The sequence below is a fragment of the Flavonifractor sp. An306 genome, assembly GCF_002159455.1.
Lineage (GTDB): Bacteria > Bacillota > Clostridia > Oscillospirales > Oscillospiraceae > Flavonifractor.
On record NZ_NFIQ01000154.1, the window covers coordinates 1 to 2,642 of the forward strand.

Consider the following 2,642-nt stretch of genomic DNA (forward strand, 5'->3'; position numbering starts at 1 on the left):
ATGTTGCGTCACCATTTCCGAAGCCACCACCGTCGGGATTAAACTTGTATGCAAAGTAAGTTCCAATACAAATTACAAAGCAAAGGCAAGCAGCCATAGTTCCCCACTTTACCCAGCCAGGCTTCTTTGCTTTGTGATAGGCCCTTGCCTCGCTGATATGCTTCTCATTGATGTCACCGAGGACTTCATACAGTTTTTCGTTCGTCATAGTTCAAACCCCCTTTCCAAAAGGTAGTTGTGCAGCTTCCGGCGGATGCGGCTCAGGGTCATGGATACAGCTCCATCACTCATATTGTGCCGGACGGCAATTTCTGAAATGCTGTCGGTGTACCAATATCGACTGATAAAAATGCTTCTTTTCTTTGGTGATAGACCATCCAAAAATATATCAATGGCTTTCGTGAGTTCCTTTTGGTCAAACGCCTGTTCCACATCATCCCTGCCGGATACCAAGTCAGAAAGTTCCTCCAGAACCACAGGCAATTCTCCGCTACCTCGTTTATCGGCGGTATTGTGTTTATACCGGTTAAACGACAGGTTTCTTGTGATTTTCCCCAGGAATGCGGCCAGAATGCCCGGCCTGTGCGGCGGCATGGCGTTCCATGCGTTTAAGTAGGTATCGTTGACACATTCTTCAGCATCTTCCTGATTGCCCAGTATATTCTTAGCAATCGAGGTACAGTAGTTCCCGTATTTGTCAGATGTGGCATGGATGGCCTGCTCGTTTCTATCCCAGTATAATTGGACTATCTGTGCATCATCCATCGGTTTTCACCTCGCTTCCTTATTTACCTTTTCACCTATATACACAACTTTTGAACTCAAATCTCACACATTTTTTCAAACTTTTTTCTATCCAATAATACCATATTGTTATCACTGCAGTATATAGCAATAGGACTACCATCCAGTTATGAACGATAGTCCTACTGCTGGTTGCCTTTTAAACTACCAGCGGGAACTCTCCCTTGGTGTTGATGTCCATAGGACGGACTTTGATTTTATCGTAGTTCTCTGCGTAATCATAACTGTCCGCTATGGTTCGCTTAAGTAGCAATTCTTTGTCTGCAAGGGGAAGTCCCTTATGTTGCCATAGGGCAGTACATTCCCGGATGCCGTGCGGTATACAAACCGCTGTTTCAGCAGAAACCGGACAAAGCGACGCTCCGGCACAACCAGCTCCTTGGCGGTGGTACGGAGGTTGGTGCTGTGCTTGAGGTCGATGAACAGGTCGTAAAAGGCGGCCTTGCCCTCCAACATGGCATTTTCCTCCCGCAGCGCCGCATTTTTCTCGCGCTCGGCCAGCAGGTCGGAACAGAGCTTCATCATGGCCTCCGGGGAAGTCGCCATCTCCCACAGCTTTTCCCTGGTGATGTAGGCCCCATGCTTTCGGATGGTGGGCAGCACCTCATCGAATACCCATTTCTCAAACCGTTCCGCCGACGGCAGCTTGCTATGGACAATCAGGCGGTACACATCGCCTTCAGGGATGAAAAGCATTTCCACCATCTGCATGGCGGGGGTTCCATCCGCCTTTTTTCCGGTCTGGACCCCTATGGAACGTTTTGTTCCACCCCTGGTATGGTCACGGACAGCCTTGCGCGGATTGCTATACGGCCCATTGCGTCGGACAGGGTAAAGGGCAGCTTGTCCGGCTGGGGGTGGCCCAGGCTGATGGTCAGGCTGCCTTGCGGGTCCCCGTCGATCAGCAGCACTTTCTTCCCGGTCTGTGCCAGCCCGACGCCCAAGTTCGCACAGGTCGTTGTCTTGCCAACGCCGCCTTTCTGGTTGGCGATGGCGATGATTTGCGTGTTCATAACAATCACCTCGTTTCTGAAATAAAAAAGGGAGAATGTGACGTAAATCAACATTCTCCCGGAGAAACAATATGCGATTGTGTTGCTGCCTGTCTTATCTGAGTTCAGCTTTTGGGGAGCCATCCCGCCGCAAACCCGCATGAATACTGGGTTTCTGCTTGTTTGTCTTTACCCTTCCCGAACAACCGCTGTTCAACGAATGGTATCTGCGTGACCAGTCCAAAAAGGTTTCGGCAGCATACCGTGTCAAGGGAAAGGCGGGCAAGCCCACCACCAACAACGCCATCTATGGCTACAAAAAAGACCCGGAGGACAAGGACCACTGGCTGGTGGACGAGGAAGCCGCCGCCGTGGTGCGGCGGATCTTCCGGCTTGCAGTGGAGGGGCACGGCCCCCATGAGATTGCCAAGATACTCACACAGGAAAAGGTGGAGTGCCCCGCCTATTATCTGGCACGCAACGGCAGAGGCAGCCGGAAGAACACCGTGGACACCAGCCGCCCCTATGACTGGTACGGCTTTACGGTCAGCTCCATGCTGGAGAAACCGGAGTATATGGGGCATACCGTCAATTTCCGTTCTTCCAAGAAGTCCTACCGGGATAAACGGGTAAAAAATGACCCGTCCGACTGGCTGATTTTTGAGAACACCCACGAGGCCATCATTGACCCGGAAACCTGGCAGCTGGCCCAGCAGGTGAAGCGGACGGTGCGCCGGACAGATACCACCGGCGTCGCCAATCCCCTGACCGGCCTTGTGTTCTGTGCTGACTGCGGAGCTAAGATGTATAACCACCGGGGCAAGCGCAAAAAGGCCGGACGGGAAT

The 2,642-nt window shown here is 51.9% G+C and carries 2 protein-coding genes and 3 pseudogenes; 1 reads left to right on the top strand and 4 read right to left on the bottom strand.

Features of this window, described 5'->3' with window-relative positions:
• The 4 genes and pseudogenes from B5F88_RS18975 to B5F88_RS18990 all read right to left on the bottom strand — a co-directional run.
• Positions 1-208 (bottom strand): annotated as a pseudogene (locus tag B5F88_RS18975) (hypothetical protein); the annotation flags it as partial.
• Entirely contained in the window at positions 205-765 is a 561-nt protein-coding gene (locus B5F88_RS18980; protein WP_087936990.1) for a sigma-70 family RNA polymerase sigma factor, read from the bottom strand. The gene B5F88_RS18980 and the pseudogene B5F88_RS18975, both read right to left, overlap by 4 nt.
• Before the next feature lie 327 nt (positions 766-1,092).
• Positions 1,093-1,614: pseudogene (locus B5F88_RS18985) on the bottom strand (BRO family protein); the annotation flags it as partial.
• Positions 1,611-1,817 (bottom strand): annotated as a pseudogene (locus tag B5F88_RS18990) (ParA family protein); the annotation flags it as partial. The pseudogenes B5F88_RS18985 and B5F88_RS18990, both read right to left, overlap by 4 nt.
• Before the next feature lie 158 nt (positions 1,818-1,975).
• On the opposite strand from B5F88_RS18990, the gene B5F88_RS18995 reads away from it, so the two are divergent.
• On the top strand, positions 1,976-2,642 hold a 667-nt coding region (locus B5F88_RS18995; RefSeq protein ID WP_242959894.1), incomplete at its 3' end, for a recombinase family protein.